The sequence below is a fragment of the Micromonospora sp. M51 genome, from assembly GCF_018070305.1.
Classification (GTDB): Bacteria; Actinomycetota; Actinomycetes; order Mycobacteriales; family Micromonosporaceae; genus Micromonospora; species Micromonospora parva.
In genome coordinates this window covers 1-5,116 of sequence record NZ_JAGPXZ010000442.1, presented here as the reverse complement: position 1 = coordinate 5,116, position 5,116 = coordinate 1, and the positions used below count along the sequence as shown (strand labels likewise).

Genomic DNA, 5,116 nt, shown 5'->3' with positions numbered 1-5,116 from the left:
AGCAGCATGCCGATCACGTCGAGCCCGCCGCGGCGGCCTCGCGACTCGGGCACCAGGATCAGCGCGGCGACGAACGTGGCCAGGCCGATCGGCACGTTGAGCAGGAACACCGGCCGCCAGTCCCAGCCGCCGAGGTCCCACGCGATCAGCAGGCCACCGAGGAGTGGGCCGCTGGCGGTCGCGATGCCGCCGATCGCGCCGTAGATCCCGTAGGCCTTACCCGTCTCCTTTGCCGGAAACGTGGTCTGGATGAGCGCCAGCACCGGCGGGTTGAGGATGCCGGCCATCATGCCCTGCACCACCTGGAAGGCGATCAGCTGGTTGGGTGTGGCCGCGAGCGCCGACGCCGCCGACGCGAGCGTGAACCCCGCGACGCCGATGAGGAACAGCTTGCGGTGGCCGAAGCGGTCGCCGATCCGGCCGGCGGGGATGAGTAGCAGGCCGTATCCGAGCGCGTAGCCGGCGATGACCCACTCCATCGCCGTGTAGGTCGAGCGGAGGTCGCGCTGGATCGGGGCGACCGCGACATTGACGATCGTCGTGGCCAGCAGGATCATGAACGCCCCGGCCAGAACGACGGCCAGGATCAGCCATCGGCGCGGATTGGGTGGCGCGGCGCTGTGTTCGTCGGTCCAGCTCTCCGTCATCGCGTTCCTCCTGAAGTCGGACGGGGGTCGACAGCGGACCCACCTTCCGACTACACGCCGTCGCGTACGATTAGTCAAGTACGGCTATTTGCGTATGACCTGTACGGCACATGAGGAGGGCCCGGGTCAGAAACTGACCCGGGCCCGGTGACGCAGGGTGCGGTTACGACCAGTCGGAGGAACCCGAGCCCCACTCGGTGGAACCCGAACCCCACTGGGACGTCGCCGGCCACGCCAGGCCGAAGGGGAAGTCGTTGGCGCGCAGCTCCAGCGTGCTCTCCAGCACGGCGTCGGTCAGCCGGTCGACGTCGGCGTCGCTGTGCGCGCCGCCGGCGAAGAACATCGGCATGCCGAGCGTGTAGATGCCGCGCTTGCGCAACAGCAGCGTGAGGATGAACGTCGCGGGGTTGAGCGCCCGCGAGTAGACCCGGTAGTCGGTGTAGGAGTCCTCCGGGAGGAACTGGAAACACCCGATGTAGTCGCCGAACCCCACCATCCGCAGCGGAATCCCCTCGGCCGCCCGGAACGCGGCCAGCCGCGCCTGGACCCGGTCGATCCTGGCGCTGAGGTCCGTGTAGTAGGCGGGCCCCTTGTCCCGGAGCAACTGGAGCGTGGCCAGCGACGCCGCCACCGACAGGTAGTTGCCGGTGTGGCTGCCCTGCAGACCGGTCTTCTGGCCGAAGTCGGTCCACGACTGCCCGCTGGTCTGCGAGATGTCGAGGATGTCGGCCCGACCGCCGATCGCCGACAGCGGCAGCCCGAGCCCGCTGATCACCTTGCCGTAGGTGACGAGGTCGGTCGGAATGTCGAACTTCTGCGCGGCGCCGCCGATCCCTGACCGGAAACCCGTCAGCACCTCGTCCAGGATGAACGGCACCCCGAGCCGCCGGGCGGCCACCGCCACCTCACGGATCATCGGGATCGTCGTCTCCTCGAACGGGAACGACGAAGCGGCCGGCTCGGCGAGGATGCAGGCCAACTCGCCCGCGTGGCGCTCGATCAATTCCACGGCGAGCGCGGTGTCGTTGGGCAGGATCAGCAGGTCGCGCGGCTCCGCCGGGGTGACACCGGCGAACGCCGAGACCAGCGGGATGCCGTCCTTGCCGATCTCCGGGAACGGCACCGCCGGATGCCCGTGATACCAGGGTGCGGTGTTGTGGACGGCCAGGTCGTGGGACCCGTGCAGGGTGCCCTCGAACTTGGCGACCATCCGCCGCCCGGTGAACGCACGGCAGAGCCGGATCGCCGACTGGGTGGCACCCGTACCCGAGTGTTGGAAGGCGAACTTCTCGTTGTGCGGGAGGATCTCCCGCAGCAGCGTCGCGAGCTCCAGCTCCAGCTCGTTGGTGTAGCCGTTGCCGGTGCCCTTGCCGAGGCGCTCGCGGACGAAGTCGACGACCGGGGCCGGGTTGTGACCGTGCAGCGCCTGAGCCCCGTACCCCATGTGACAGTCGAGGTAGTCGTTGCCGTCGACGTCGGTCAACGTCGAACCGCTCGCGGTGGCCGCGATGATCGGAAAGGGCGGCGCCTGGAACGGCCAGAACACGTGCGCGGCGGCGTCGACCGCCCGCAGTTGCTCGACGTGCGCGGCCGAGGCACCCTGGCGCGCGCCGATCTCGCCGAACAGCTCGTAGACCCACTTCTGCTGCATGAGGTCCTGAATGACCTCGATCGCTCCGCGCTCCTGGTGGCTGGCGCCCATCGTGTCCCCTTCGCATGGCGGCCGTGACAGGCGCAGCCTGCGCCCGCCCACTCGAACCTGACTGGAGAACGGGTCGATCGACGTGGTTTCGAGCCGGTCTCGAGCGCCATCGTCGAAGCTCGCCGCCATGACGGAAAATCGGGTCAATCTCTACTCGCTGACCGACACGATCACGCCGTGGGCAGTGCGGGCCGCGGCGACGCTCGGCCTCGCCGACCTGATCGCCGCGGGCACCACCACGCTCGACGAGCTCGCCGCGGCGACGAAGGCCAACCCCGACGCGCTGCACCGGCTGCTGCGCTACCTCTCCGTGCGCGGCGTCTTCAAGGAGACCGAACCCCGGGTGTACGCCCTGACGGAAGCGGCCGAGTTCCTCAAGACCGACCACCCCGCCGCCCAGCGCCCCTGGCTCGACGTCGACTCGATGGCCGGCCGGATCGAGGGCACGTTCAGCTCGCTGACCCACTCGATCCGCACCGGCGACGCGGCGTACCCGGTGCGTTACGGCATCGAGTTCTGGGACGACCTGGCCACCAACCCCGACCGGGCCACGTCGTTCGGCGCGCTGATGGCCACCCACGCGAGCTACTTCGACCAGGTCGTCCAGGGCTACGACTGGAGCACCGTCAACCACGTCGTCGACGTCGGCGGCGGCACCGGCGCCCTGCTCACCGAGATCCTCAAGGCCCAACCGCACCTGCGCGGCACCGTGGTCGACCTGCCGGGCGTCGTCGAGCAGGGCCGGGCCCGGTTCGAGGCGGCGGGCATCGCCGACCGCGCGGAGGTGGTCAGCGGGAGCATCTTCGACCCGCTCCCGGCCGGCGCCGACATCTACATCCTGTCGAACGTGCTGCACGACTGGAACGACAGCGCCGCCGAGAAGATCCTCCAGCGGGCGGCGGACGCGATCGGCACGACCGGGAAGGTGCTGATCGTGCAGATCCTGGTGAAGGACGAGAACGACAACTTCCCCGAGGACCCGGCCCGGCTGATGTTCATCACCCAGATGGACCTGCGCCTGCTCTCGCTGATGGCCGGCAAGGCGAGGACCTGGCGCGAGTACGCCGAACTGGGCGAGAAGGCCGGGCTCCGGGTGGACGGCAGCACGGTGATCCCCACCGGGCAGACCCTGTTGACCCTCCGTCGCGGCTGAAGGGGCACGGGCCCCTTGCTGACGGATTCCGGTTGGGAAGGGGCCCGCGTTAACGGACCGTGCGCGCGTCGTACCGTTGCGGACATGACCCCGGCCATCCGACGGATCGCGATCGATGCCCTCATCGCGGTCGTCGTCGCGGCCGTCGTGGCGGTGGCGATCCGCGTCGCCGACGAGCCCGGCGCCCGGCCGCCGGACGCCCGCGCCTACGCGATCGGCGCGGTGATCGGGCTGCTGCTGGTCTTCCGGCGCCGCTGGCCGCTGCTGGTGCTCGTCGGTTCGGTCACCGCACTGATGATCTACTACGCGCTCGAGTACCCGGGCATCCCGCCCGCCCTCCCGCTGGCCGCCGCCCTCTTCTCCGTCGCGGCCGCCGGCCGGTTCACCTGGGCGCTCGTCGTCGCCGGGTTCTTCGTCGTCCTTGAGCTGATCATGCGTTACACGCTGCTCGGCGAGGGCTTCTTCCCCGCCCTGTCGGCGACCCTCGAAGAGGGCTCGCTGCTCGCGGCCGTGGTGCTGCTCGCCGAGACGATCCGCACCCGCCGGATCCGGCTGGCCGAGGCACAGCAGCGCCTCGCCGTGATGCGCCAGGAGCGTCAGCACGAGGTGGCCCAGGAGCGGCTCCGCATCGCCCGCGAGGTCCACGACGTGCTCGGCCACACGATCGCCGCGATCAGCGTGCAGGCGAGCCTCGCCGACGACATCTTCGACAGCAAGCCGGCCGAGGCGCGGGCCGCGCTGCGGAGCATCCGGGGCGCGGCGCGCGACGCGATGCACGAGGTCCGCTCGGCGATCGGCATGCTCCGCGACGCCGGGGAGGTGCCCGATCTGGCTCGCGTCTTCGCGGTCGCCGAGCAGGCCGGCGTGAAGGTGCGCTCGGGGGTCGCCGGCATCCCGCGCCCCATCCCGCCGGAGGTGGCGCTCTCGGTCTACCGGATCGTGCAGGAGTCGATCACCAACACGGTCAAGCACGCCGAGGCGACCACTGTCGACGTCACCATCACCTACGCCGGTGACGCCGTAACGGTCGAGGTCGTCGACGACGGGGTCGGGGCCGCGGCGAGCCGGCGGGGGCACGGGGTGGCCGGCATGCGGGAACGGGCCACGGCCGCGGGCGGATCCCTCGATGCCGGCCCCCGGCCGGAGGGCGGGGGGTTCCGAGTGGCAGCGCGGCTGCCGGTCGAGGTGGAGGAGACAGCGTGACGATCCGGATGGTGCTGGCGGACGACCAGACGCTCGTGCGGGCCGGCTTCCGGGGCCTGCTCGACCACAGCGACGACCTGGAGGTGGTCGGTGAGGCGTCCAACGGCGCCCAGGCCGTCGAGATGGTCGCCGCGACCCGGCCCGACATCGTGCTGATGGACGTGCGGATGCCCGTGCTCGACGGGGTGAAGGCCACGGCCGCGATCGTCGAGCGGTTTCCGGCCGTGCGGGTCATCGTCCTGACCACCTTCGAGCTCGACGAGTACGTCTTCGAGGCGCTGCGGGCCGGCGCGACGCAGAACGCGGTGGAGCCGGGCGGCACCTTCACCTACCGGTTCCTCGCCGAGCAGGTCGGCACGTTCTGGTACCACACCCACCAGAACCCCCTTGAGGCGATCCGGAGGGGACTGT

Annotated in this window: 5 protein-coding genes; 3 read left to right on the top strand and 2 right to left on the bottom strand. The window is 70.5% G+C overall.

Annotation, left to right across the window (positions count from 1 at the left end; translation table 11 throughout):
* The coding region (locus KBX53_RS21610) for an MFS transporter (protein WP_210861270.1) at positions 1 to 647 on the bottom strand (647 nt) is incomplete at its 3' end.
* Positions 648 to 810: 163 nt separating this feature from the next.
* Entirely contained in the window at positions 811 to 2,349 is a 1,539-nt protein-coding gene (locus tag KBX53_RS21605) for an aminotransferase class III-fold pyridoxal phosphate-dependent enzyme (protein WP_210861268.1), read from the bottom strand.
* A 127-nt stretch (positions 2,350 to 2,476) separates the two neighbouring features.
* Between KBX53_RS21605 and KBX53_RS21600 the strand changes: the two genes are divergently transcribed.
* The 3 genes from KBX53_RS21600 to KBX53_RS21590 form a co-directional block, all read left to right on the top strand.
* Positions 2,477 to 3,502, top strand: coding sequence for a methyltransferase (locus tag KBX53_RS21600; protein ID WP_030329384.1), 1,026 nt, complete (start codon positions 2,477 to 2,479; stop codon positions 3,500 to 3,502).
* Positions 3,503 to 3,586: 84 nt separating this feature from the next.
* Entirely contained in the window at positions 3,587 to 4,705 is a 1,119-nt protein-coding gene (locus KBX53_RS21595) for a sensor histidine kinase (RefSeq protein ID WP_030329382.1), read from the top strand.
* A gap of 8 nt (positions 4,706 to 4,713) precedes the next feature.
* Positions 4,714 to 5,116, top strand: a 403-nt coding sequence (locus tag KBX53_RS21590) for a response regulator (protein WP_210861272.1), incomplete at its 3' end; no start/stop codon positions are given.

What these genes read in the sequence shown, in the direction of transcription:
- KBX53_RS21595 (WP_030329382.1), top strand. Translation starts at nt 3,587, where the DNA reads ATGACCCCGGCCATCCGACGGATCGCGATCGATGCCCTCATCGCGGTC.
- KBX53_RS21605 (WP_210861268.1), bottom strand. Translation starts at nt 2,349, where the DNA reads ATGGGCGCCAGCCACCAGGAGCGCGGAGCGATCGAGGTCATTCAGGAC.
- KBX53_RS21600 (WP_030329384.1), top strand. Translation starts at nt 2,477, where the DNA reads ATGACGGAAAATCGGGTCAATCTCTACTCGCTGACCGACACGATCACG.